Origin of the sequence: Dickeya oryzae, from assembly GCF_009372235.1 — a bacterium.
Taxonomy (GTDB): Bacteria; Pseudomonadota; Gammaproteobacteria; order Enterobacterales; family Enterobacteriaceae; genus Dickeya; species Dickeya oryzae.
The window spans coordinates 55,785-77,805 of record NZ_ML762925.1; the positions used below are offsets into that span (position 1 = coordinate 55,785).

A 22,021-nucleotide genomic window follows, 5' to 3' on the forward strand; every position below is an offset into this window, starting at 1 on the left:
TTACACAGGAAGCTACGGGGTATCCGCCCGGCCATAACGACTGAGCACCCGCACCAGCAACGACAAAAAGCCGGGTTCATCTACCGACTGCATGACCTGCGCATTGGGTGCCTGCGACAGCTTGCCATAAAAATCCGCCCAGGTGTGCCCGGCGGTTTCACCGCAAACCGTCACCCCAACCCGCGCTTCACGACCGGCGAACAGTGACGGTTGCAGTAACCACGCTACCGTCGTTGCATCATGTATCGGGCCGCCTTCGCGCCCGAAGCGTGCCACATCACTGCGGTCAAACGCCTCCAGCAGACGCGCAATAGCCTGCCCCGGTAACCCGGCATCACGTTGCAATTGGGCGATTTCCTGCTGGGTGATCAGCGCCTGAAAGGTCATATCCAACGGCATGATAACCAACGGTATACCGCTACTAAATACCCGGCTGGCAGCGTGGGGATCGGCATACACATTGAATTCCGCCCACGGCATGCGATGACCGAGTACGCTAAACGCACAGCTCATGGTCACCACCTGGCGAATGCCCCGCGCCACATCCGGATGTTGGACCAACGCCAGCGCCAGATTGGTCATCGGCCCGATGGCGCAAAAAGTGATTGGGTTGTGTTCCTGTGCCGCCTGCCGCGCGGTACGCACGATAAACTCCACCGCGTGCTCCTGCATCGTGGCCGGACACTCGCCCCCCGGCACCAGCGCATCGCTGAACGCGCCGATATGAACATACTTGCCATAACGCTGTGGACCAACCAGCGGCTTTTCCGCGCCGCCGAAGACCGGCACATCGATACGGCCAGACAACGCCACGATCCGCCGGGCGTTCGCCAGCGCATGTTGCAATGCCACATTGCCAGCTACTACGGTGATACCCAGCACGTCCAGCTCCGGTGAAGCCAACGCCAGCCATAACGCAATCGCGTCATCGACGCCGGGGTCGGTATCAATGATAATTCGCTGACGTGTCATCGTGTCATTCCATGAGCTGAAGGCATGTTATCGATTGAAAACCGGTTATCGGTCGAAGGCGTGTCATACGCTGAAAACGTTTCATAAGCTGAAAACAAGTGGCAGAACAAGCGGATGACCTCATCGACCTCCACGCCTGTCACCACGTCAACATTTGGCGTCAGGCCAGATTTGCCGTAAAGATCCATCACGCTCTGCCCCATACACAGTTCACTCTGATGCTCCACCAGTATCCGTGCCCGCTCAGTGCGAAACAGCTCGGGGCGCAGTAACCAGGCAATCACCAGCGGGTCATGCAACGGTCCACCACGAGAGCCGTAACGTTTGATGTCATTACGATCCCAGAAGGCCATCAGTTGACGCAGCGGGTCGCGTAATCGTCCGGCATGGGCAACCAGCTCATGAACGCGTTCCGGCGTCAGGATCACCTGATGCGTAGCATCCAGTGGTAACAGCGTCATCGGTACGCCCTGAGAAAAAACGATGTGTGCCGCGTGTGGGTCAGCCAGCAGGTTAAATTCCGACGTCATGGTACGGTTACCCAGCGCCCGGCAGGCACCGCCCATCGAAACAATCCGCTCAATACCTGCGGCGATATCAGGCGCGATGCTGAACGCGCTGGCCAGATTCGTCATCGGCCCCAGCGAACACAGTGTGATTCGCTCGCCACACTGCGCCGCCGCACGGCAACGAGCGATGATAAAGTTAACCGCATGCTGCGGTTCCTCGGTTTTACGCGGCGCGGGAAAATCGCTGTCACCCAGCCCATGCTGACCATGAAACTGGCCGTGGATAGGTTCACGTAACAACGGCTGCCAGCAACCGGCAAACACCGGAATATCGGTACGCCCACCCAGCTCAACTATCTGCAACGCATTACGCAGCGTGTTGGGTAACGGCTGATTGCCATTCACGACGGTAATGCCCTGAATCGACAATTGTGGCGCGACAAACGCGCTCAGTAGTGCCAGCGCATCATCAATACCAGGATCACAATCGATAATAACGGGAATGGACCTCACAATGCGCCCACCTCTTTTAACACGCTGGCTATCTCATCGCGGGCGTGATGCGTTAACGGCTGTTGCGGCGCAATCGGATTGCCAACGGCAAACCCCTGCATTTCCAGCGCTGCCTTAATACAGGCGGCCACGGAGTATTTGGCAAAAATTTCGTTTACCCGCCACAACGGACGTTGCAGCTCCATCGCCCGCGACCAGTCGCCTTGCTTAGCCGCGTCATACAAGGCCAGGCTTTGTCGCGGAACGATACAGGCCGGGCCCGCCATCCAGCCGACGCCACCAATCAACATTACACAAGCGGGAATATGGGCAGAGGCGGAGAAAACCTGCATGCGACCACCGGTACGCTCCATGATCGATAACAACCGGCCAGTATTGGTAGAGGCATCCTTAATGTAGCGAATGTTATCCACATGGCTTAAGCGCTCAATCACCGGAAGGCTCAGATCGGTGCGTTGAAATTGTGGGTTGGTGTACAACACTACCGGTGTGGGATGGGCGGCAGCGGCAATAGCCCGGAAGTAACTCTCTACACCGGCATCGGTCAGCGGGAAATAGGCTTCCAGTATCGCCAGAATACCGTCAACACCCAGTTCCAGGTAGGTACGCGTCTGCGCGACCGCATCCTGAATCGTTGTCGCTGCCACACCGGCTATCACCGGTACCCGGCCACGCGCAGCCTCTATCACGGTACTAACTACATCAACGCGTTGTTTTTGCGTCAGATACGCGAACTCACCGGTGCTGCCAAGCGGCGTCAGACCGTGTACACCACTACTGATAAGGTGTTCGACCAGTTCAGCGAGGACAACGCGGTCCACCTCGCCATTCGCTTTTATCGGTGAAACCAGATAGGGAAATACGCCGAAGAATCCGCTCATGGAGTGATCCTGAAGGTTGCAGGCTGGGTGTCCCGCCACGGAATGCAGCGGGACACGGCCTGATGGGAGAACCCTGGTGTTAACGTAAAAATCGCACTACATTTTTCTATCCACCACCAGTATCGGGTGAAACACTCACCGTTTACTGTTTGTGAACAAAATAGGGCAATGTGTAGCCGTCTGTGCGGCCCACGTAGCTATAGCCTTTTTTCATTGCCCAGGTATTGGAAAGAAACAGCAGTGGGATCACCCCTTGCTCTTTCATCGCCAATTCGCTTGCCTGCTGCAACAGTGCATCGCGTTGCTGTTCATTCAGCGTGGCGCGAGCCTGACTCAGCAGCTTGTCAAATTCAGGATTGGAATACCGCCCCCGATTCCCCTGCCCGGCATTCGGGCCAAAGGTTTCCAGCAACGGCCCCAACACACCGGACGCCTCGCCGGTTTCGATCGCCGCCCCACCCATCACCAGGCTGAACTCACGCTGCGCCGCCTTGGCGAAGTAGACGTTGCCGGGCATGGTGACCACCTCGGTCTTGATACCCGCCTGCGTGAACATCTGCCCTAAGGCCTGCGCAATTTTGGCGTCGTTGGGGTAACGATCGTTTGAAGCATGGAACGTCAGGGTAAACCCGTTCGGGTAGCCTGCCGCCGTCAGTTTTTGTTTTGCCTGTTTCAGGTCATAAACCGGTGCGGGTATGTGGGCGGAATAACCCGGATACCCTTTCGGTACTAGCTGTGACGACGCCAGACCCTGACCGTCGAGAATGCGCTCTACCAATGCGTCACGGTTGATAGCCAACGACATCGCCTGACGTACTGCCACGTTTCGCAGCGGGTTTTTACCGTCATCACCTTTCGCGAACGGCGATATCTCTCTGTCCTGATCCGGATGCAGATACAAAATGCGGTTACCCGGTACTGATTCGGTCACAAACGCCTGTTGACGGGCAATCGTGGCGCGATCCGCCGTTGGTACGCTTTCTATCATGTCCACATCACCGGAGAGCAACGCGGCGATACGGGCACTGCTGTTTTTGATGACGCGCAGCGTAACGGTGTCCCACTCGGCTTTGCCGCCCCAATAATGATCGTTTCGGCTCAACACCACCTTGTCATCCGGGGTATAGGAGACAAATTTGAACGGGCCGGTACCAATCACGTCTTTACCGCTGTTCAATACCTCTGTCGGCTGGTCAGCCAAACGAGCCGGTAGAATAGCGATACGGCTTAAATTGTTGAGCAACAGCGCCGCCGGGCCTTTGGTTTTGATTTCAACCGTCAGCGGATTGATTTCACGGATCTCGCTGATATCCGCCACGTAAGGGGTATAGGCACTGGGGCTATTTTTCGCCGCTAGCGCGACGCGTTTCACACTGGCTACCACATCCCGGGCGCTAAAATCGGTGCCATCATGAAATTTGACGTTGGGTCGCAGTGCAAACTGCCAGGTGGTATCGTCAATGGCTTTCCACGACACCGCCAGAGCAGGAACAATCTGTTGTTTTTCGTTTTGGTTAACCAGCCCATCAAATAGATTACGGGCCATGGCGCTGTTCGCACCGCCGACATAAAACTGCGGATCCATCGAGGTCGTGGATGACGCCAGTCCAATTGTCAAATCTGCTGCCTGCGCGATGGGCATCAGCGTCATCAAACCGGCAGCAAACAACATTCCTTTCATGGTTACTCCTTTAGATTCAGATCCATCTCGCATTCGTATTTATCACGTTTTGCTCAAACCTATGACAAACTGTAACCTTGCAGATGGAGTCTACGTGTTGATTAAAATAATTAAAAATCGCATTTTGTACCGAATACATAAATAAACATTATGATTGGTAACATCTATGAGCCGTATCAACTTAAGGCAGGTTGAAGCATTCCATAAAGTGATTTTGACGGGTGGCATCACACAGGCCGCCAACATCATGAATATTACCCAACCGGCGGTTAGCCGCCTGATTAAGGATTTTGAATACGCGGTTAAACTCAAGCTGTTTGACAGGGATGGTCGCGGGTTGGAACCCCGGGAAGAGGCGCTTAAGCTTTTTCGTGAAATAGAGCGGCTCTATCTGGGACTGGATCACATTCTGCGGGTGGCGGACGATATCCGGCACGCTAAAGGCAGTGTCCTGCGCATTGGTGCGGTGTCCGCGCTAGCCAATCTGTGTACCGAACGTATTTTCCCGTCGATGCTGAAAAAATACCCGGACGTGGCGCTGTCGATGGATGTGGAAAGTACATTATCGATCACCGAAATGGTGCTCAGTAATCAATACGACATTGGTTTTATCAACAGTACACCGGCCATCAAAGGGTTGCAGGCTGAACTGCTGGGCGTTGCGCATGCGGTTGCCGTTGTCGCCCCCGGCCACCCACTGGCGGAACGTACCGGCATTATTCTGGACGACCTGAACTACCACCGTTCGATACTGCCGGGGCGTAAAACCGTGTTACGTGAGCAACTGGCGCAGGCTATCACCGCGCAAGACATCGTATTGCAAAGCCCAATTGAAACCTCGCTGCGCCACTGTTGTGTCATGGCAGGTACCGGGTTGGGGGTCGGCATTGTCGATGCCATTACCGCCCGCACCAGCGAAGCCCAGCTTTTGATCAAACCGTTTGAACCCAAAATCGATGTTGCCTATATGGCGATTTTCCCGCCTCAGCATGCCCGCAGCCTGCTGGTTGAGGAGGTCGTTGGCGCTATCCGCACCCTGATTAACGAGAGCGCATAAAGAGCGCATAAGCGGTGTCGCCTCTATAGTGGTTGTCATCATAGCGCCATCTGTACGCGACACGATGTGACCAGGCATCACACGCTGAACCACCTGGCAACGACTTATCTTGAAACGATTTATCTTGATAACAGATAGCCGTGAAAACGCTCGCCTTGCGACAATGGCACTGTCACCCATACCCCGACAGCCCCCTTTGATGGAATCGCGCTATGACACGCAACGTTATGATACGTAAAAAGTACCTTATCGGTTTGATCGTTACGTTATTGTTGGTCGCCCTGCTGCTCTATTTCTGGCAACCTTTCGCCCGGCGCGGTAACGGTAATGCCTTGTGGCAGTTCGTCAGTCAACAGTGCGTTCCCAACCAGCAGAACAACCACTCGCCCGCCCCTTGTCTGGATGTCAATCTGCAAGGTCATTACGCCCTGTTCAAAGACCGGCGCGGCCCGTATCACAATCTGCTGATCCCAACCGACCGTATCAGCGGAATTGAAAGCCCGTTACTGTTGCAACCCGGCACACCGGCCTGGTTTGCCGCCGCCTGGAGTTACCGCGACAGGCTATCGAGCCAGATGGGTAAACCGATCAGCGACGATAAGCTGGGGCTGGCGATCAATTCACTGTATGGCCGCACACAAGGCCAGTTGCATATTCATATTTCCTGCCTGAAACCCGAGGTTTACCAAACGCTGCGCACCCAAAATGCACACATCGGCTACGACTGGGTCGCCCTTGGTCAGCCACTGCTGGAGCACGACTATCTGGCCACCAGGCTCAACGGCAGCGACCTGACGCGTTCCGACCCGTTCAAGTTGCTCAATCAATATGTACAGGCCCGTGGGGACAACATGGAAAACTACGGTCTGGCGCTCACCGCCAACGCGCAGGGCGAACTGATCCTGCTGGCAGTACGGCGTGACTTTATCGGCCTGTTCAATCGGGGTTCTGCGGAAGAAATTCTGGATGTGAGCTGCGCGCTGGCGCAGTAACGCTGAAGTGGCGGTGAAGCGGGATACACCGCATCAATAATTACCCTGTTAACGAGTCCCGGCCGGGCATCGCACCTGTTCTCTGCATCAGGCAAAAAACAGACGATGACCAGCCGGGGGAATAAGGGGGCCAGCCCGAGAATACCGTTTCAGTTATCTGTTCACACTATAACTGACTCCCTTCAGTGGCTGGCATAATGCTTTTCTAATTAATAAATACTATTCTGTTTTAGCCGGGTTTGATATTGTCGGTGTCGATTCTTTTTTCTCATCGGTGGTATTTTTCTTTTTCTCTGCGGTTATTTTATGCTCCGCTGTTTTTTCTTTTCCCGCTTTTTCTGCTGCCGTTTTTTCTTTTTCCTCTGTCGTAACTTTTTTATGCGTCACTTTTTTATCGCTATGCTTATTGAGCGATTTATCCGTTGCTGTTTGCTGCGCCGTTAGCGCTTTGTTGTTCGCCTCCTGACTCGCTGTAGCGTTTGCGACGGGTGTGGTTTTCACTTCCGCGCTAGTGGCCGTTCCGGTTACCGGTTTGGCGCTCACTTCAGTGGATGCAGCGTGAGCGTAAGAAGCAGCCAGGATAACGCCTAAAAACAGAGGTTTCATATTCATTATGAATTTCCTTTAACAAGTCATTTGCGATTAACCAGACATAACGTTTTATATTCTGGTTAATAACCGAAGCGTTCAGGTAACCGCCTCGTGAGTGATTAAAGCAAAGCTGGAAATAAAAAGAATATGGAATACTCCTAGAAATCACCAGACTCATCCGACCTGATTATTTTATATTCTCCTCCCTGCCGGGATAAATACCCTGTGCGTTGTTTGTTTTATGCAATTCCTACTCTCACGCAGTGGATAAACCCGCTACCTAGCTCAGGGTTATTCATAGCCAATCGATTGGATGCCAGCAATATCGTGGATAAGATAAAAAGATTACCGTCGGTAGGCCAGCCGACGTACCAGCCTGTCGCCCAGCGACTGCACCAGTTGCACCAGCAACACCAGTACGATCACCGTGCCCGCCATCACCTGTTGATTAAAACGCTGATAACCGTAGCGGATAGCCAAATCCCCCAGCCCGCCGCCGCCAATCACCCCCGCCATTGACGAAAAACCGATGAGCATCACGACCGTCAACGTCACGCCTGCCAGAATCGACGGCAACGCTTCCGGCAATAGCGCTTTGGTGATCACATGCCAGACGGTGCCCCCCATCGATTCAATGGCCTCGATCCGGCCGCTATCCACCTCGGCCAGCGCATTTTCCACAATGCGGGCGAAGAACGGAAACGCACCGACGGCAATGGGTACTACCGCCGCCGTACTACCCAACGTGGTACCTACCACCCAGCGGGTAAACGGGATCAGGGCAATCAACAACACGACAAATGGCAGCGAGCGTCCAACGTTGATTACGCTTCCCAGCACCGCGTTGACACGCGGCAGCGGCAAAACACCGGACTGTCGACTGATAAACAGCAACACACCGGTCGGCAAACCGACCAGCACGGTAAACAACGCCGCCAACCCTACCATATAGAGCGTTTCCAGCGTCGCGTTCAGCATAATCGGGAAAAACTCGTCCCAGCTCAGGCGACTTTGCATAATCCGTTCTCCTCAATGCCATGACGCCGTAGAAACGCGCGCTCAGCGGCTAAATCCGGCAGCAGCGCGTGTCGCAAACGGGAAGTCGGATCCGCCAGCAAGGTCCGTAACGCGCCGCTTTCCGCCACACGCCCTTGCTCCAGCAACGCGGCATGGTCGCAGATAGCTTTAACCACCTCCAACTCATGGGTAATCAGCACTATCGTCAGGCCCAGTTGTTGGTTGATCTCCGCCAGCAACGCCAGTATTGACGCGGTAGTCTCCGGGTCAAGCGCACTGGTGGCTTCATCACACAGCAGATAACGCGGTCGCGCCGCCAATGCGCGAGCAATGCCGACCCGCTGTTTCTGACCACCGGACAACTGCGATGGATAAGATTGCGCCTTGTCGCTTAACCCCACCAACGCCAACAATTCCGTCACCCGTTCCTCACGTTCGAGCTTGCCAACCCCGGCAATTTCCAGCGGTACTGCCACGTTATCCCGCACAGTGCGGGCATGCAGTAAATTAAAATGCTGGAAAATCATTCCGGTACGCTGGCGTTGCTGGCGTAGTTCTCGCGGCGACAGGCTGGCGATATCACACTCATCTATCAGAATACGGCCCGAGGTGGGCCGTTCCAGCAGATTGAGACAACGGATCAACGTACTCTTGCCCGCACCACTACGCCCGAGAATGCCGTACACCGCCCCTGAGGGAATCGTCAGCGACACATTCTCCAACGCAGGTTGTGCACAGCCCGGATAGCGTTTTCCCAACCGTTCGATGCGAATCATGCGTTATTGCCCCGCCACCGCAATCACCGACCCTTTATAATGCTGGCTGATGAAATCCGCCGTCGCTTTAGACTCCAAATCCTTCGCCAGTTGTTTAATGCGCGGATCGTCTTGCAACGCAGGTGTCGTCACCAGAATGTTGGCGTACGGGTTATGGCTGGCGCTTTCCAACCCCAACGCATCACGGGATGGAACCAACCCTGCTTCCAGTGCGTAGTTACCATTGATAACCGCCAGGTCGACGTCATCCAGCGAGCGGGGGATTTGTGCCGCTTCGATCTCTTTAATCTTCAGTTTTTTCGGGTTTTCGGCGATATCTTTCGGTGTCGCCTGATCTTTCGCCGGGTCGTTATAACCCGCCTTAAGTTTGATTAACCCCTGCCCTTGCAGCAAGTACAGTGCCCGACTAAGGTTAGTGACGTTATTTGGCACCGCCACGGTGGCATTCTCTTTCACCTCGTTAAGCGATTTGTATTTGCGGGAATAGATCCCCAGTGGTTCGATATGCACGGTGGCTACCACCACGAATTTTTTGCCCAACGCTTTTTCCTGATCGCGCAGGTAAGGCACATGCTGGAAGTAGTTAGCGTCAACATCGCCGCTGGCCAGTAACTCATTGGCGTTCACGTTACCACTGAGTTCCACCACCTTCAGTTTCAGTGACGGATCCGTCTTTTGAATCTGGGCCAGAATTTCTGCATGTGGCACCGGGTCCGCTGCCACCCGCAAGGCATCAGCCGCCTGAGCCGATACCGATAACCCCATTGCCAATGCCATTGCTGTCAGAGAAAAAAATTTATTATTTTTCATGTTGTTATTCCTTATTAATGGTAATTATTTTACGTCTCAGACGGTCTCTGCCTGCTGTTGTGCCTGCAATACATCGCCGTAATAGCGCTTCGCCACCTCTGGGTGGGAACGTAAGCGCCCTTTCAGGTAATTCCAGCCGACGTCACGCAACAGCGGGTTGTTCGGGTCGCTGGCAGGTCCGCGCGCCAGTGTTGCCAGCGCGGGTGACAGTGGAAATACCGGTACCACTGCATCCAGTTGCGCGCCAAGAAAGAACGCGATGGAGAGCCGCTCCTGACCTGGCGGCGGCGAGACGACCCGGTGCACCGTGGCACGCAGATAGCCATCGGTCGCCAGTTCCAGCAACTCGCCGATGTTGACCACAAATGAACCCGGCAATGGACGCGCGTCGACCCAACTATCCGGTTCAAGCTCCACCTGCAAGCCGGGCTGATCATCTTGTAACAGCAGCGTCAGAAAGCCGGAGTCTTTGTGCGCGCCAACCCCTTGCTGGTTGCCTACCACTGGTTGCCCGGGGTAGCGAATCAGCTTGATATGCTCGTTGGGTTTATTACCGTACAACGCATCAAACGCGGTGACCGGCAACCCCAGAAGCTCAGCGAAAGCACGCAACAGGCGCAGTGAAATTCGGGTCAGGGTTTGCTGCCATTCCAGCAGTGTACTTCTCAGCGCGGGTAGCGATTCAGGCCACTGATTCGGCCCCTGCAGTCGCCGCCAGGCCGGGTCGCCCGACAGCAGGCGCAGCGCCGGGCGCTCTGCCCCAATATCAAACTGCTCACGCCAGTCCGGCGCGCTGCGGGTTCGTTCGGCACCTGCCAGGGTATACCCCCGAAAATGGGGAGAGCGAATCATCGCCACGCGCTGTTTTTCATCATCCTGCAGAGAGAAAAAAGCTCGCGATACGCGCTGAACGCGTTGTTGCAATTCCGGCGAGACGCCGTGGTGGGTGAGATAAAAGAAGCCGGTTTCACGTGCGGCGTGATTCAGGCGTTGCAGAAACTCGGCGCGTTGCCGGGCACTGCCTTCAAGCAGAGAAAAATCGAGTACGGGCAAGGTTTCGGTGTGACTCATGGCTAACTCCAGTAATGAAATGTAGAGATGTCGTGGCATTCAACATGGAGCAAGCGCAACAAGACGAAGGGGACATGGTGATTCCTCATGGTCGATAATCAGGAAACCGGCTCGTAAAACGAACCTAAAACATGACATCATCACGCCATAGCAGCGAATGACGGCTGAAATGTATTAATCCTGATTTTCCCACGCAGGTAAAATATCAATAACGGCAAAGGTAAGACGAAAATCGGCACAACCATTGACGTCGATTTGCTGTAATTGGTAACAAATTTGTAAGCAGCTTTACCTGACAATCCATGTATTCGCCTGCGGGAACACAGTAGGATGACGGCGAAGGGTGTGATAAAACAGCCGCAGAACCGCCCACCGTGTGCCCGGTCTGCACTCCAATATCTCTTGAGGTAATCCTATGCAATCTGAAGAACAACGCCTTATTGATGGTCTGTTTAGCCGACTGAAGACAGCCGAGACCAACACGGGCCCTCGGGATCTCAAGGCAGAACAGCAAATCAACGACTATATTCGCCAGCAGCCTGCCGCACCTTACTACATGGCGCAGGCGATGATTATTCAGGAAGCGGCGCTCAAACAACTGGATCAGCGGGTGAAAGAACTGGAAGCCGAGGTTAACCGGCTCAGACAAGAAGCCGCTGCGCGCCCACAACAAAGTAGCGGTGGTTTTCTGGCCGGTCTGTTTGGCGGCGGCAGCCGTAACAGCGCGCCACAGCAACCAGCCCAGCCTTCTCAACCGGCGGGTTATGGTCAGCAGCCTGCGGGCTATGGCCAACCTGCCGGTTACGGCCAGCCGATGGGATACACTCCGCCGCCAGCAGGTTACGGCCAGCCAGCGCCAGGTTATGCCCAGCCAGCCCCTTCCCGCGCGGGTGGTTTCCTGAGTGGCGCGCTGCAAACTGCGGCTGGCGTGGCAGGCGGCGTCGTGCTGGCGGATATGCTGACGGGCATGTTCCATCGCTCACAGCCAGAAGAGATCGTCAATATCATCAATGAAACACCGATGATCAACGACAATCCGTTGGGCAATGCCAGCGATAATTTCCGCGATTTCAGCGCGAATAACCTGGATACCTTCAACGGCACTGGCAACAACGACCAGTGGACCAATGTCAGCAGCGAACCGCAGGGTAACGACTACGACGATTTCTCTGCCGACGACTCCTACGACGACGACGATTCTTACGTCTGATACCCCGTTTTTCCCGCCATCTGGCCGTCCCTTGTGTCGTCGTGCTGACTCAAGGGACGGCCAGATAAATAGATATGGATTATCCTGGCGCCGGTTTCAGGCTATCCTAAGCGCTCAGAAATCGGTGACGACTGGATAGCAGCCCCCTGTGGCAACGGCAGACCAATGTTGATTGCCCGCATCCGTTCGTAACGAATTGAAAGAAATAGAATAAAAGAGAAACAATGCGGAATGGGCTTTTTTCATATCATTTATCAATAACACTGTATGATACCGGCTCTACGTGTGAACCGTTGCAGCCAGATAGCGACAGAATCACAACGATTAGCGCCAGGGGAAGGCTCTGAAACCTGAAAGTGGACTGACGGCATGCATCTGAACGTAGCTTTATTTAAAAAAGGCAGCACCGGGCTGAACAGTTTGAATGTCTTCATGGTGACGCTGGTGGGTTGCAATATCGGCGCGCATGCCCGGTTATCCAACATTGATTTATCGGTATTCTGGCCGGTTAACATCATCATCGCAGCCTTGTTTTACCGCTGCCAATACCTGAATAACCCCTGGTACTATCTCGTCGCCTACGCCGCGATGATTCTGCAAGATACGATGTTCTACGGCTGGGGTGTCAGTGCGTTGACCATCAACTCCGCCAACATCGCGTTTATCGTTGTTCTCACCCAGTTGCTCAACTGGCCGGGACTCCTGACACGTCGGGAAACCGACATGGTCAGTTCACTTTATGTCTTCGCCGCCTGCATGATTGCCGCCGTGGCCTGTGGTTTTGTCGGTGCCCTGGCGCAACAGCCATGGCCTGCCTTCCCGGCTGCGGTATTTCGCAGTAATTTTCTCAATTGGTTCAGCGACCAGTTCTACACCGCGGTGCTGTTTCTGCCACTGCTGTTAACCCTGCAAAGCCGGATCCCGCTGCATCTCCCGGCTTCGCTGCAACTGGCGGACGCCCTGCCATTATTGTTACTGCTGTTGTCTATCTGCGTTGCTCCGCTGCTCGGCCCGGTGGCGATCATCGCGTTTCCTTTGCCGGCATTAACCTGGTGTGCGATTGTCTACCCGCTATGGTTGATTCGGCTTATCACCTTATGCGTCGGCGCGACTGAGTTAATCATGACCGCTGAGCATGTTTACGCGCTCTATAGCCCGCAAGACCCGATGTTTATGCATCAGGTCGTGATTGCGCGCATCGGCATTGCCGCCACCATCTTCAGCCCGCTGATGATGGCAACCAACGCACGAACCATCCGCCAGTTAAACGCCCGCCTGCTGCGACAGGCCAGCCATGATTTTTTGACCAACACCCTGTCGCGCTACGGGTTTACCGAAGCGCTGTCCACGCACGATCAGAACATCAAATCACAACAGGATGCGGTCAACATCATGTTGATTGATATCGATAACTTCAAAAACATCAACGACAGCTTCGGGCATGACTGCGGCGATGAAATCCTGCGGCAAGTCGCCAATGTGATACAACGGACGGTTTCTGCACAAGGGCTGGTCAGCCGTATCGGCGGGGAAGAGTTTGCCGTCGTGTGCTTTAACTACAGTCCATCTGCATTTTATCGGCTGGCCGACGAACTGCGTCAAACCATCCAGCACACCGTATTTCTGTTCAACCAACAGCACGTGCCGGTCACCGTTAGCATTGGCATTGCCCATGCGCAGGTAGCGGGTAAACACCTGGTGGATACGGTGCATGAGCTCTTTCCGCTGGCAGATAAAAACCTCTATACCGCCAAACGCGAAGGGCGTAACCGTACTATTCAGTAAAACGGCACTCAGTAAAACAGCACTACTCAGTAAAACCATCGCCGAAGGACATAGGCAGGACATCGCCCGGTAACTGTACTCTGGCCTGACGATATATTCAGCATGTTGACCCTGGGTAGAATCTGGCAAGGTGCAGGATACGCACATTGCTGGTTGGTATTATCCGTCCGGACAGCGGCCGGTATGCCGTGGCCATTCTCAGTGCGAAAAACCCGGCACAAGCCTGGCACGACTTTGAATTGTCAAACGGGAAAACCGTGCCATCGTTCCCGGACACTACACCGCCCGATGTCGTGAAAAAGCTGCAATACAACCAGCAGTTGCTTGAAGAACTGGGGGCTAACGTTACCCCGGCTATCTACTACATGAACGCCGACAGCGCCCTGCAACAGGTCGTCGGCCTGCCCGATGAAAAGCAACTGGCCGACATGATGGGGAAATAAACCGCTCCACCAGGAAGTACAAAAGTGGGTGCTCAGTGGCGCGCCATCAGCGTCTGGACCGTTGCCTGATTACGCCATCGCCTGCGTCATCAGTGTCCAGGCCTGCATACCACCCGCCTCTGGCTGCCACGGTGTGCCCCGGATCATAGTGACCGGCGCATCGACCGGTTGCAGCCCGCACTCCACCAGCCAGTGCCCGAGTCCGAGAGCAGCGTCTGTGTCGATACGAACAAACTCACCGCCAACCTCGCTCATCAACGAACTGATCAACAAGCGGGCATGTTCGGCGCTGTCGGCAATCACCGGGCCGATAACATACCCACGGCCAAAAGGTCGCAACGCGCCAAACCCAGCGATACGGCCATGCTGCTCGAGCACCTGCATCGACGTTGACTGCCGCAATAGCCAGGCGATCAGCGCCGGGCGTGCTAACCCATGCGCCTGTTGATCCAACGTCGAGAGGTGAGAGGCATCCGCCAGCGTAGCAGCTCGCAGCCGTTGTCCATTATCCAGACTCGGTGCAGCGATTGTCGGTAACTGCGGGCACTGATACTGATGGATTTCACCCACCGGCGTAAATCCCAGCCGGGTATATAACCCCTGCCCCGCCGCCGTGGCGTGTAGTCGCACCTGATATCCCTCAAGGCCAGCCAGCAGCCCTTCCATCAGCCGCCGACCGATGCCACGCCCTTGCTGCTGTTCATCCACCACCACCAGTCCGATAGTGGCCCAGCGTTCTCCCCAGCGCCAGCATACGGCGGTTCCCAACGGTTGCCCGTTTTCTTCCGCCAGCAGCCCGTCCCCCAGTTGCAACGCGTCCAGCCAGTCCTGTAGCCGATGCGGCCAGTTCGTCTGCTGGGTTAGCGACCAGCCAAAATCAGCATCCGCTGCCGTCATGGCGCGTAAGGTTATCGTCATCTCATGTTCCTCACATCATGCCCGGCGCTTTCAACCCGGAACCGTCTACCAGTCGGGCGTAGCGGAACGGAGTTGGATCCACGATCGGGGAATCCCCCGTCACCAGATCTGCCGCCAGTCGACCGGCTCCCGGCCCGATACCGAAGCCATGCGCGCTGAACCCGGCAGACAGCACCAGCCCCGGCAGGCTATCCACCGGTGAAATGACCGGAATCGCGTCCGGCGTGCTGTCGATCATCCCTCCCCACGCCTGTACAGCGCGGATGGCGGCAAGCGCCGGGTATTCACGCCGCATCGCCGCCAGCCCGTCGCTCACTATCGCCATATCCGGTAACGGGTCGAGAATACGGGTTTTCTCAAACGGTGACACCCCATCGAATGACCAGGCTGCCCGTGATTCCGGCCCGCACAGAAAAGGTTTAACCCCCGGGCGGAACGACAAATTTTTACGCCGCGCCCGAAAAGTCGGATAAAACTGTCGGGCATACCGCAGGCTCTGGAAGCCCGGTTCCAGGCGACCGCGCCCGGACACCGACACGGTATAGCTGCCGTCTGACTGTGGACGACAGGCAAACCCTGCGGTGTAAAACGGCAGGCTGATGACCTGCTCGATCGGTGCGGTGCGAAACGCCGTACCAATCACGTTGCCCAACGGTAGCTCGATACCGTGACGACGGCAGAACAGCGAGCTCCAGACACCGCCAGCGCAAATCACGGTGGAGGTTTTTACCCGGCCACGCTCGGTCCACACGCCGCTGACCCGTCCGCCGCTGATATCCAGCCCGCGCACCGCGCACTGTTGGATAACACTGGCACCAAGACGTTGCGCGGCGATAGCCAGCCCGGCGCAGGCCAGCGCGGGTTCGGCATGACCATCCGTCGGCGACGACACGCCCCCCAGCCACGCGGTGGTACTACCCGGCGTCATCGCTTTGGCCTGCTCGGCATTGAGAATATCGCTGCGCACACCGTAGGCTTTCGCCATCTTGCCCCAGTTGTCCCAGGCATCGATTTCCGCCTGATCCAACGTGGTGTATAGCAGCCCGGAACGGTGAAAGCCCAGATCTTCACCGGTCTCCTGTTGCAGTTCTTCCCAGCGACGCAACGCGTAGATGATCAGCGGTAATTCGCGTTCATCACGGTTTTGCTGTCGGCACCATCCCCAGTTGCGGCTGGATTGCTCTCCACCCACCAGCCCTTTTTCCAGCAGCAACACGCTGACGCCTTTTTTCGCCAGCTCATAGGCTGCCGCCGCGCCAGCGATACCAGCTCCAATCACCACCACGTCTGCCTGATCCGGCAACTGTCTACTGTCCTGAACATATCTGATCGGTGCAGGCATGTTGTTCCTCTGTGATTGCCTAAGAATAGAAAATGTATCTCTAACGCCAGTGCGCTTACCAATAGCCTGGCTTCTTCATGGCATTATCGCACATTTGATAGCAGCCTATCGTAATCAGCAACGGCACTGGCGTCACGGTCTGCCTGCCAGCATCAACCGCCTGTTGTGCTGCCGACGGCGGATTGGCTGCCAGTCGCGATAACACCGCACTCACATCCTGCAACAGACGATCATCAGTCAGTCATCTTCTCTCAACCCATTCCGATAGCTGAATACCCCCCATCGCCGACAATGGACAGGAACCCTACCATCAGGAGAGCAATGCTATGTTAACCAAAAGACGTAAATCCCGACTGGGCTACATTCCCGATACCCCAGACATTCGTGACCACCACTACACGCCAGACCCCAGCGTGTTGAAAGTGCTGCCCGCCAAAGTGGACCTGACGCCGACGTTTGAGGTCTACGATCAGGGCCCTATCGGTTCATGTACCGCCAACGCGCTGGCAGGCGCGGTGCAGTTTGAACGATTAAAAATGGGTGAGCGACCTAACTTTATACCGTCACGGCTGTTCATCTACTACAACGAGCGTACCATTGAAGGCGATGTCAAGTATGATGCGGGCGCTACGCTGCGCGATGGCATCAAAACCCTGCATAAACTGGGAGTCTGTCCGGAAGAAGAGTGGCCCTATGTAGCAACCCCCGCGCAGGAAGAAGGCGGTGAGTTTCCTCCCGGTGCCCCGGCTGCAACCCGGCCACCGGAACGCTGTTATCAGGACGCATTGAAATACACCATCACCAACTATCAGCGTTTGCATCAGGATTTGTCACACTTACAAGGCTGCCTGGCCTGCGGCTTTCCATTTGTGTTCGGTTTTACGGTCTATTCCAGTTGGATAGACCTGAAAAACCTGCCGGTGGTGGTACCGCTGCCCTGCGGCAAAGATAAACCAGAAGGCGGCCATGCCGTTCTGTGCGTCGGGTATGACAACGCCACCCAGCTCTTTAAATTCCGCAATTCATGGGGGAAAAACGTGGGAGAAAACGGCTATTTCTATATGCCTTACGCCTATCTGCTCGACCACCGGTTGGCGCAAGATATCTGGGCTATTAATACCGTTAAAAGTTAGTGCCGTTAGCCGCTAGCGCACTTAAAAATGATGAGAAGTGAGATAAGTGAAACCAAACCTGTGAGATAAATTATGGGATAAACCGGGTCGAAGTGGGAAGAATGAGGACGGTTAGTGTAATTCTCTTTCAGCATGTGAAAAAATCAGGCCGTCGAAAAATTCAGAGAAAATTTGTGTTCGGCCTGTCGTGAATGTTATTCCGCGTCCTGGTCATCGTCAAACAGCCTGCCTTGCATCCGCGCCAGTTCTTCTTTTCTGACACGTTTCACAACGCTGTATACCCATTGCAGCGAGCATCCGAATTGACGCGCCAGTTCGTGATGGTTATGGCCATTGAACGCAGCGAAAATCTGGCGGTCGCGCTGGCTGACTTTCCATGCCATCCCCATAGGGAAATAGACATTTTGCCCGCCCCACACCTGCATCATCTTGCTTGCTACAGCCTCGCCGATCTGCTCCGCCACTTCAGGGCTGATTGTATCAACGACTTCACGAGCCGTGATTGCTGTATGCTGCGCCAGTTCAATCAGCAATTCTGGCCCCTTGCTGCGGAAGTTGTTATCACCGTTCATGATACTTTCCTCGCGTTGAGTTCCCGATGTTGCCACTTCTTCAGCTTCTCAATTACATGGCTGGCCTGTTCTGAATTAAGCCATTGCAAACCATCAATACCTGTTTCCCGTCGTACAAACGCCGCCAGGGCGGCCTCAGAGCGATCTCGGACAATGCCCTTATCTGCCATTTCCAGCCACAAAGACCGGATTTTTCGAGACTGGGGCGCATCGTCCAGTTTGCGGCCAGTTACAGCCTTTTTAGCGGGCTTAACCTTGAAACCACGTCTTTTCATCGCTTCAAGTACCACAACTAACTGCGGGACTGTCATGTCCCGCGTAGAGTTTTTCTTTGTCGTGTTGGCCAGTAACTGGCGATAGGTATCATCGTCCAGTTGCAGGTCGCGCTTTGCGATGTGGATGAGCTTGATCAACTGGTTCTTATTCATGGCCTACCGCCATCCGCATCCGCACCGGGCGGTCATCACAAATCTGGTAGCCGTCCTTATCCATGCGCGGTGTGATGCCAGAACCCCCAGCACTGATGTACTGACAGCCCGTTGCTGCGTCGGTATACAGCGACAAACCAGAACGGTTCACACCGTCCGTATCATCGCCAGTCAGGCCCGCTTTAAATGCCAGCCAGGAAACCGAGGTGACAGCTACAGCGCCGACAGTCAGATAAATGCAGGCTTTCTTTGCGGCTTTGCGACCAGCGCTGATCAGCCCGGCGTAAATACATTCAGCTAAGTAGGTCATGATTTAACCACCGTGATTTCAATCGGTACTCGTGGCGCGCACCATTTCAGCCATGTTTGCAAGGCTTCCAGTGCCTTATCGCTGTCCGATGCCTCTGGTATGCCAGGGACGAGCAACTTTCCCTCACTGTTTCCTTTCCCGTGCCTGGCAACAACTTCAAGCCAGGTTCTCAACGCATATTTTGGGCCTGTTGCAATCTGAATAACGCCAGAACCATCGGCATCATTTGCTGGCAGAGCATCACCAGTCTCGATCAGGCCACTGGCCCAGCACCATGCAAATTGCGGCGTCAGGTCAGAATAACTTTTGCAACCACAACGCGGACAAACAGAGTTATATACACGCAAAGAGCCTTTGTATTTAGGGTCACGTTTTTCTTTTCTGTTTGACTCGTAATGTTTATGGCGACACCGTGTGCACTGAATATAGAGGCCTTTATTACTTTTCTTCGGCATATTCCACCCCCAATCTTCTTGCCAACCTATCCAGCTTTACTTGTTTGGCCAGTTCAATCATTCGATCCATACCATTAAGCCGGAACTGTTCGATCATGATTTCGACGTCAGCGAGTTCTTCCGCTAAATCGACCTCATTGCCTATGCCATTCATGTTCCGAGCAGCGGCAGCGGCGAGTTCAGCGGCTTCTTCCATTAATTTCAGTGACTGAGCATCTGGGCCGAATTTCTTCAAGACTGTGCGATAAAGTTCAGCACGACTATTAATAATCAGCGCCATCAAACCACCTCCTGCTCAAAAGGAATAATAGAAAAATCCTCCACATCTTTTTTGATGGTGATGCCGGGAATATTTTTTACTGCTGTCGGTTCATTCAGAATGGCATCTTTATTGATTTCCTCTTTCACGCGGATAAAGCGATCTAATTTCAGGCGCTTCAAAAACTCGATAACAGATTCAACACCGCGAATGCTGACCGAGGGCGGGCGGTTGCGCCACTGCACCTCACCGGTAGTCAGGTTGGCGAACTTGACCTTGCCGCCGTTGGTCAGTTCATCACGGTGAGCCTCGCACCATGTCTGGATGCCGCTTTGCAGCTCCTCCATTTTGGCTTTCAACTGCTCAATAGTCGGGGAATGACTGGCAGTAATCTCGGCGATTGAGTCATTCATTTCTGTTTCAACACGGATTAATTCACGCTGAATATCGCCGAGCTGTTTAATTCCCGCGATAACCTCGTCTTTCGTCTGCGCGACGTACGGGGCCGCCGCAGCTTTAAGCCGCTTTTTACCTTTCATGTTTATTTACCTTATTACTGATGACTTAATTAATGGCTTCTTTCTTCCCACACGACGCGGCAATTATTCAGATGACACTGATATTTCTGATACCTCCCGTTGTTATCAATACCCGTTGAATAACGAACCGCCTGACCGTCATTCACCATTTTTCTGCACGCCGGGCCTGATTTAACAAGGATGGTCGGGCGTTTACCAAACTCAATAGACAACCCTTCTACCGGGATTTGCAGCGCTGTCAGTCGCGCTATTGCTGCCTGTGTTGCAACGATAGCTGCTTGTAATTCCGGGTTAATATCAATCGCTATTCGTTTACTGAGGCCCATATATTTACCTCGCTCAGTGATAATTTTTCCTGTCCGTTTCTGCTCCGGTTTCTGTTACTAATTTTACTGACTGCACCTGGCGCAATAACTGTGCATTGGCAGCGCGAGTGAGCGCGGGCAAGCCTTCGTGAATCAGGCACATCATGAGCAACACCAGAGCGTTGTCATTTTTCGCTTCTTCTGTTGTGGTTGTAATAGCGATATCTACATCCATCATGCCGTTCGCCAGAATGTCTTCGCTTTTTTGCTCAATACTGATGACGATTTTTCCCATGATTAAATTCCTTTCACTACGTCCGCATTAACCACAGGAACACCGATATCGGCAGCCAGATTCATCGCTGCAATCACGAGATTGCTGACGGCCAGCGGATACAGCAAGCTGACGCTTTTGCGCCCGCCGAGCTGATTACTCAGTCGTGCCCGGATGGCGTCGATAGCGCTGGCATCGATAATGTCAGCCAGTTTTTTCCCGGCCCGTGCAAGCTTGAATGTCAGGAACTCTTCCAGGCTGTTATCCAACGGCAGCAGTTCAACAACTTCACAGCGCTGGACGACTTCACGCACCTCCATATTGCGTTCAGAGAGCTTTGTAGCCAGTTCGGGCTGACCAATCAGCACGATTGACAGCAGTTTTTTAAAGCCAGACTCCAACTCAAAGAAACGTTTGAGATGCTTCAGCGTCGGGATAGGCAGGCTGTGGGCTTCTTCAATCACCAGAACATGGCTATAACCCGCATTGCTGCTGTCCTTCAGTACACGGTGTAACTGACGATAGCGTGCCTCCTGCGACCGCTTGACGCCCTCCAGCGGGGCGATGGTGTTGATAATCGCTTCTGCAATGGCGGCGGCCTTCAGTGTTTTGCCTTTAACGTCGTTGTCTTCCATTGCAATGATGTACGGCTCGACCACGATAACTGGCGCATTCTCGCGGTTGATGCGTTCGATAAGGTCACGGCGCAACGTTGATTTACCCGCACCGGATTCACCGATAACCGCCATAAATCCACCGTGCCTGGCGGTCTGGTAAAGCGCTTCGCGCACATAGCGGATATCCGGTGTGGTAAATACGTCGTCGGCACCTTGCATGGCATCGTCTGCGAACGGGTCACGGAACAGCCCGAATACCTTTTTTGTTGCTGGAAACAGCACTTGCTTTTTGAGTAACATATTCTCCTCCGTTGTATCTGTGGTATCAGCAGTGCGGGGTGTGTCCGCATCCTGCACTGCGTCAAAACTCCTGTTCGTATCAATCCCTTTTGCTGCCAGAAATCTGGTTAATCTCTGGCGAACTTCCCCGGCGTTGGTGCGTGGCCACGTATTGTGATTAACAATCTGTGCCAGTGTGGCTTCTGACACGGCGATTCCTCTTGCGACAACGGCCTGCGGCAGTCGCGCATCCTTCAATTGTTCTTTCAGTACCAACATGCT

General features: G+C 54.4%; 26 protein-coding genes and 1 pseudogene. 6 read left to right on the forward strand and 21 right to left on the reverse strand.

Annotated elements, in window-relative coordinates; genetic code table 11:
• Positions 1-12 precede the first annotated feature (12 nt).
• The 4 genes from FAZ14_RS11555 to FAZ14_RS11570 all read right to left on the reverse strand — a co-directional run bounded on the left by FAZ14_RS11555 (position 13) and on the right by FAZ14_RS11570 (position 4,556).
• Positions 13-972, reverse strand: a complete 960-nt coding sequence (locus FAZ14_RS11555) for a nucleoside hydrolase (RefSeq protein ID WP_038926393.1) — start codon at positions 970-972, stop codon at positions 13-15.
• Complete coding sequence (locus FAZ14_RS11560; RefSeq protein ID WP_153508576.1) at positions 969-1,994, reverse strand: nucleoside hydrolase; 1,026 nt, start codon at positions 1,992-1,994, stop codon at positions 969-971. The genes FAZ14_RS11555 and FAZ14_RS11560 overlap by 4 nt, the downstream gene beginning before the upstream one ends.
• Complete coding sequence (locus FAZ14_RS11565) at positions 1,991-2,875, reverse strand: dihydrodipicolinate synthase family protein (RefSeq protein ID WP_038926395.1); 885 nt, start codon at positions 2,873-2,875, stop codon at positions 1,991-1,993. Before FAZ14_RS11565 ends, FAZ14_RS11560 begins: the two co-directional genes overlap by 4 nt.
• 142 nt (positions 2,876-3,017) lie before the next feature.
• Entirely contained in the window at positions 3,018-4,556 is a 1,539-nt protein-coding gene (locus FAZ14_RS11570) for an ABC transporter substrate-binding protein (RefSeq protein ID WP_153508577.1), read from the reverse strand.
• Between the two features lie 166 nt (positions 4,557-4,722).
• On the opposite strand from FAZ14_RS11570, the gene FAZ14_RS11575 reads away from it, so the two are divergent.
• Both FAZ14_RS11575 and FAZ14_RS11580 read left to right on the forward strand, forming a co-directional pair.
• The gene (locus FAZ14_RS11575) at positions 4,723-5,613 is read left to right on the forward strand and encodes a LysR substrate-binding domain-containing protein (protein WP_016942679.1); all 891 of its coding nucleotides are present in this window, start codon (positions 4,723-4,725) and stop codon (positions 5,611-5,613) included.
• Positions 5,614-5,825: 212 nt separating this feature from the next.
• Positions 5,826-6,605, forward strand: a complete 780-nt coding sequence (locus tag FAZ14_RS11580) for a CDP-diacylglycerol diphosphatase (protein ID WP_153508578.1) — start codon at positions 5,826-5,828, stop codon at positions 6,603-6,605.
• A gap of 219 nt (positions 6,606-6,824) precedes the next feature.
• Here FAZ14_RS11580 and FAZ14_RS11585 read toward each other — a convergent pair whose 3' ends face one another.
• The 5 genes from FAZ14_RS11585 to FAZ14_RS11605 all read right to left on the reverse strand — a co-directional run bounded on the left by FAZ14_RS11585 (position 6,825) and on the right by FAZ14_RS11605 (position 10,870).
• Positions 6,825-7,217, reverse strand: a complete 393-nt coding sequence (locus tag FAZ14_RS11585) for a hypothetical protein (RefSeq protein ID WP_153508579.1) — start codon at positions 7,215-7,217, stop codon at positions 6,825-6,827.
• A gap of 324 nt (positions 7,218-7,541) precedes the next feature.
• A complete protein-coding gene (locus tag FAZ14_RS11590) occupies positions 7,542-8,213 on the reverse strand; it encodes a methionine ABC transporter permease (RefSeq protein ID WP_019846024.1) in 672 nt (223 codons plus the stop codon).
• The gene (locus tag FAZ14_RS11595) at positions 8,198-8,989 is read right to left on the reverse strand and encodes a methionine ABC transporter ATP-binding protein (RefSeq protein WP_012885200.1); all 792 of its coding nucleotides are present in this window, start codon (positions 8,987-8,989) and stop codon (positions 8,198-8,200) included. Before FAZ14_RS11595 ends, FAZ14_RS11590 begins: the two co-directional genes overlap by 16 nt.
• Positions 8,990-8,992: 3 nt before the next feature.
• Positions 8,993-9,799, reverse strand: a complete 807-nt coding sequence (locus FAZ14_RS11600; protein ID WP_016942684.1) for a MetQ/NlpA family ABC transporter substrate-binding protein — start codon at positions 9,797-9,799, stop codon at positions 8,993-8,995.
• Between the two features lie 36 nt (positions 9,800-9,835).
• Positions 9,836-10,870 (reverse strand): isopenicillin N synthase family dioxygenase, encoded by a 1,035-nt coding sequence (locus FAZ14_RS11605; protein ID WP_194287075.1) that lies wholly within the window; start codon positions 10,868-10,870, stop codon positions 9,836-9,838.
• Between the two features lie 415 nt (positions 10,871-11,285).
• Here FAZ14_RS11605 and FAZ14_RS11610 point away from each other — a divergent pair, with 415 nt between their 5' ends.
• From FAZ14_RS11610 to dsbG, 3 genes and pseudogenes are all read left to right on the forward strand, one after another.
• On the forward strand, positions 11,286-12,080 hold the full coding sequence (locus FAZ14_RS11610; RefSeq protein ID WP_016942686.1) for a DUF2076 domain-containing protein: 795 nt from the start codon (positions 11,286-11,288) through the stop codon (positions 12,078-12,080).
• Positions 12,081-12,449: 369 nt separating this feature from the next.
• Complete coding sequence (locus FAZ14_RS11615; protein ID WP_016942687.1) at positions 12,450-13,865, forward strand: GGDEF domain-containing protein; 1,416 nt, start codon at positions 12,450-12,452, stop codon at positions 13,863-13,865.
• Positions 13,866-13,974: 109 nt separating this feature from the next.
• Positions 13,975-14,308, forward strand: a pseudogene (gene dsbG / locus FAZ14_RS11620) (thiol:disulfide interchange protein DsbG); the annotation flags it as partial.
• Between the two features lie 69 nt (positions 14,309-14,377).
• Here the strand turns inward: dsbG and FAZ14_RS11625 are convergent.
• From FAZ14_RS11625 to FAZ14_RS11635, 3 genes are read right to left on the reverse strand one after another with little or no spacing between them, the layout of a single operon-like run.
• Complete coding sequence (locus FAZ14_RS11625) at positions 14,378-15,226, reverse strand: GNAT family N-acetyltransferase (protein WP_153508581.1); 849 nt, start codon at positions 15,224-15,226, stop codon at positions 14,378-14,380.
• Positions 15,227-15,236: 10 nt separating this feature from the next.
• Positions 15,237-16,568 carry an NAD(P)/FAD-dependent oxidoreductase gene (locus FAZ14_RS11630; RefSeq protein ID WP_153508582.1) on the reverse strand — a complete coding sequence of 444 codons (1,332 nt, stop codon included), beginning with the start codon at positions 16,566-16,568 and terminating at the stop codon, positions 15,237-15,239.
• A 55-nt stretch (positions 16,569-16,623) separates the two neighbouring features.
• The gene (locus FAZ14_RS11635; RefSeq protein ID WP_153508583.1) at positions 16,624-16,791 is read right to left on the reverse strand and encodes a hypothetical protein; all 168 of its coding nucleotides are present in this window, start codon (positions 16,789-16,791) and stop codon (positions 16,624-16,626) included.
• Positions 16,792-16,894: 103 nt separating this feature from the next.
• Here FAZ14_RS11635 and FAZ14_RS11640 point away from each other — a divergent pair, with 103 nt between their 5' ends.
• Complete coding sequence (locus FAZ14_RS11640; protein ID WP_153508584.1) at positions 16,895-17,701, forward strand: C1 family peptidase; 807 nt, start codon at positions 16,895-16,897, stop codon at positions 17,699-17,701.
• Between the two features lie 194 nt (positions 17,702-17,895).
• Here FAZ14_RS11640 and FAZ14_RS11645 read toward each other — a convergent pair whose 3' ends face one another.
• From FAZ14_RS11645 to FAZ14_RS11685, 9 genes are read right to left on the reverse strand one after another with little or no spacing between them, the layout of a single operon-like run.
• On the reverse strand, positions 17,896-18,273 hold the full coding sequence (locus FAZ14_RS11645) for a Mor transcription activator family protein (RefSeq protein ID WP_016941478.1): 378 nt from the start codon (positions 18,271-18,273) through the stop codon (positions 17,896-17,898).
• The gene (locus tag FAZ14_RS11650; protein WP_016941479.1) at positions 18,270-18,701 is read right to left on the reverse strand and encodes a gp16 family protein; all 432 of its coding nucleotides are present in this window, start codon (positions 18,699-18,701) and stop codon (positions 18,270-18,272) included. The genes FAZ14_RS11645 and FAZ14_RS11650 overlap by 4 nt, the downstream gene beginning before the upstream one ends.
• The gene (locus FAZ14_RS11655; RefSeq protein WP_016941480.1) at positions 18,694-19,011 is read right to left on the reverse strand and encodes a hypothetical protein; all 318 of its coding nucleotides are present in this window, start codon (positions 19,009-19,011) and stop codon (positions 18,694-18,696) included. The genes FAZ14_RS11650 and FAZ14_RS11655 overlap by 8 nt, the downstream gene beginning before the upstream one ends.
• A complete protein-coding gene (locus FAZ14_RS11660) occupies positions 19,008-19,466 on the reverse strand; it encodes a hypothetical protein (RefSeq protein WP_071526206.1) in 459 nt (152 codons plus the stop codon). Before FAZ14_RS11660 ends, FAZ14_RS11655 begins: the two co-directional genes overlap by 4 nt.
• Positions 19,450-19,746 carry a nucleoside triphosphate pyrophosphohydrolase family protein gene (locus FAZ14_RS11665; RefSeq protein WP_016941481.1) on the reverse strand — a complete coding sequence of 99 codons (297 nt, stop codon included), beginning with the start codon at positions 19,744-19,746 and terminating at the stop codon, positions 19,450-19,452. The genes FAZ14_RS11660 and FAZ14_RS11665 overlap by 17 nt, the downstream gene beginning before the upstream one ends.
• A complete protein-coding gene (locus FAZ14_RS11670; RefSeq protein WP_016941482.1) occupies positions 19,746-20,264 on the reverse strand; it encodes a host-nuclease inhibitor Gam family protein in 519 nt (172 codons plus the stop codon). The genes FAZ14_RS11665 and FAZ14_RS11670 overlap by 1 nt, the downstream gene beginning before the upstream one ends.
• Positions 20,265-20,293: 29 nt before the next feature.
• Positions 20,294-20,590: a hypothetical protein gene (locus FAZ14_RS11675; protein WP_016941483.1), complete on the reverse strand. Its 297-nt coding sequence runs from the start codon at positions 20,588-20,590 to the stop codon at positions 20,294-20,296.
• A 13-nt stretch (positions 20,591-20,603) separates the two neighbouring features.
• Positions 20,604-20,864, reverse strand: a complete 261-nt coding sequence (locus tag FAZ14_RS11680) for a hypothetical protein (protein ID WP_016941484.1) — start codon at positions 20,862-20,864, stop codon at positions 20,604-20,606.
• Between the two features lie 2 nt (positions 20,865-20,866).
• A complete protein-coding gene (locus FAZ14_RS11685; RefSeq protein ID WP_016941485.1) occupies positions 20,867-22,018 on the reverse strand; it encodes an ExeA family protein in 1,152 nt (383 codons plus the stop codon).
• Positions 22,019-22,021: the final 3 nt, after the last annotated feature.

Bases quoted from the DNA above. Each gene is read 5' to 3' on its own strand.
- FAZ14_RS11555 (WP_038926393.1), bottom strand. From the start codon at position 972: ATGACACGTCAGCGAATTATCATTGATACCGACCCCGGCGTCGATGAC.
- FAZ14_RS11565 (WP_038926395.1), bottom strand. From the start codon at position 2,875: ATGAGCGGATTCTTCGGCGTATTTCCCTATCTGGTTTCACCGATAAAA.
- FAZ14_RS11570 (WP_153508577.1), bottom strand. From the start codon at position 4,556: ATGAAAGGAATGTTGTTTGCTGCCGGTTTGATGACGCTGATGCCCATC.
- FAZ14_RS11575 (WP_016942679.1), top strand. From the start codon at position 4,723: ATGAGCCGTATCAACTTAAGGCAGGTTGAAGCATTCCATAAAGTGATT.
- FAZ14_RS11580 (WP_153508578.1), top strand. From the start codon at position 5,826: ATGACACGCAACGTTATGATACGTAAAAAGTACCTTATCGGTTTGATC.
- FAZ14_RS11585 (WP_153508579.1), bottom strand. From the start codon at position 7,217: ATGAATATGAAACCTCTGTTTTTAGGCGTTATCCTGGCTGCTTCTTAC.
- FAZ14_RS11590 (WP_019846024.1), bottom strand. From the start codon at position 8,213: ATGCAAAGTCGCCTGAGCTGGGACGAGTTTTTCCCGATTATGCTGAAC.
- FAZ14_RS11595 (WP_012885200.1), bottom strand. From the start codon at position 8,989: ATGATTCGCATCGAACGGTTGGGAAAACGCTATCCGGGCTGTGCACAA.
- FAZ14_RS11600 (WP_016942684.1), bottom strand. From the start codon at position 9,799: ATGAAAAATAATAAATTTTTTTCTCTGACAGCAATGGCATTGGCAATG.
- FAZ14_RS11605 (WP_194287075.1), bottom strand. From the start codon at position 10,870: ATGAGTCACACCGAAACCTTGCCCGTACTCGATTTTTCTCTGCTTGAA.
- FAZ14_RS11610 (WP_016942686.1), top strand. From the start codon at position 11,286: ATGCAATCTGAAGAACAACGCCTTATTGATGGTCTGTTTAGCCGACTG.
- FAZ14_RS11615 (WP_016942687.1), top strand. From the start codon at position 12,450: ATGCATCTGAACGTAGCTTTATTTAAAAAAGGCAGCACCGGGCTGAAC.
- FAZ14_RS11625 (WP_153508581.1), bottom strand. From the start codon at position 15,226: ATGACGATAACCTTACGCGCCATGACGGCAGCGGATGCTGATTTTGGC.
- FAZ14_RS11630 (WP_153508582.1), bottom strand. From the start codon at position 16,568: ATGCCTGCACCGATCAGATATGTTCAGGACAGTAGACAGTTGCCGGAT.
- FAZ14_RS11640 (WP_153508584.1), top strand. From the start codon at position 16,895: ATGTTAACCAAAAGACGTAAATCCCGACTGGGCTACATTCCCGATACC.
- FAZ14_RS11645 (WP_016941478.1), bottom strand. From the start codon at position 18,273: ATGAACGGTGATAACAACTTCCGCAGCAAGGGGCCAGAATTGCTGATT.
- FAZ14_RS11650 (WP_016941479.1), bottom strand. From the start codon at position 18,701: ATGAATAAGAACCAGTTGATCAAGCTCATCCACATCGCAAAGCGCGAC.
- FAZ14_RS11655 (WP_016941480.1), bottom strand. From the start codon at position 19,011: ATGACCTACTTAGCTGAATGTATTTACGCCGGGCTGATCAGCGCTGGT.
- FAZ14_RS11660 (WP_071526206.1), bottom strand. From the start codon at position 19,466: ATGCCGAAGAAAAGTAATAAAGGCCTCTATATTCAGTGCACACGGTGT.
- FAZ14_RS11665 (WP_016941481.1), bottom strand. From the start codon at position 19,746: ATGGCGCTGATTATTAATAGTCGTGCTGAACTTTATCGCACAGTCTTG.
- FAZ14_RS11670 (WP_016941482.1), bottom strand. From the start codon at position 20,264: ATGAAAGGTAAAAAGCGGCTTAAAGCTGCGGCGGCCCCGTACGTCGCG.
- FAZ14_RS11675 (WP_016941483.1), bottom strand. From the start codon at position 20,590: ATGGGCCTCAGTAAACGAATAGCGATTGATATTAACCCGGAATTACAA.
- FAZ14_RS11680 (WP_016941484.1), bottom strand. From the start codon at position 20,864: ATGGGAAAAATCGTCATCAGTATTGAGCAAAAAAGCGAAGACATTCTG.
- FAZ14_RS11685 (WP_016941485.1), bottom strand. From the start codon at position 22,018: ATGTTGGTACTGAAAGAACAATTGAAGGATGCGCGACTGCCGCAGGCC.